Raw genomic sequence first — 522 nt, 5'->3', positions numbered from 1 at the left:
GCTATCGCTATCCCAACCGCTACGATCCCGGTCTCAACCGCATCTATGCCGAGATGGCCGGCCATTACGGAACTGCCATCCTTGCCGCCCGGCCGCGGCGTCCGAAGGACAAGGCGAAGGTCGAGGTCGCGGTGCAAATCGCCCAGCGATGGATTCTGGCGCGGCATCGCAATCACCGGTTCTTCTCGCTGGCCGATCTCAATGCCGCCATCCGAGAGCTGGTCGCCGAGCTCAATGGCCGCCGGATGCGCGGCTTCGGATCCAGCCGCGCCGAACTGTACGCCGAGGTCGACGGCCATTGGTATTCGACGCCGTGCCGGCTGATCCGGGAACTGGTCCACGTCCGGATCACTGACAGAACCGTCGAGATCTTCCACAAGGGCATCCAGATCGCCAGTCATGCCCTCGAGCACGCCGGCCGAACTCCCAGCTTTGATGGTCTCCTTTTAGAAGGATCGCTGGAAACGTGCTCAAGGGAAAAGATGAATGCGCCGCCCCCTGCACCCGTTACACGTCTAACAT

General features: G+C 62.1%; 1 protein-coding gene. It reads left to right on the top strand.

Annotated features, from left to right (window positions below; all coding sequences use genetic code 11):
* On the top strand, nucleotides 1-522 hold a 522-nt coding region (locus DY467_RS25440; RefSeq protein ID WP_502706457.1), incomplete at both ends, for a Mu transposase domain-containing protein.

The organism is Rhodopseudomonas sp. BR0G17 (assembly GCF_010907025.1).
GTDB lineage: Bacteria > Pseudomonadota > Alphaproteobacteria > Rhizobiales > Xanthobacteraceae > Rhodopseudomonas > Rhodopseudomonas palustris_H.
This window is presented reverse-complemented; position numbering and strand designations above follow the sequence as displayed.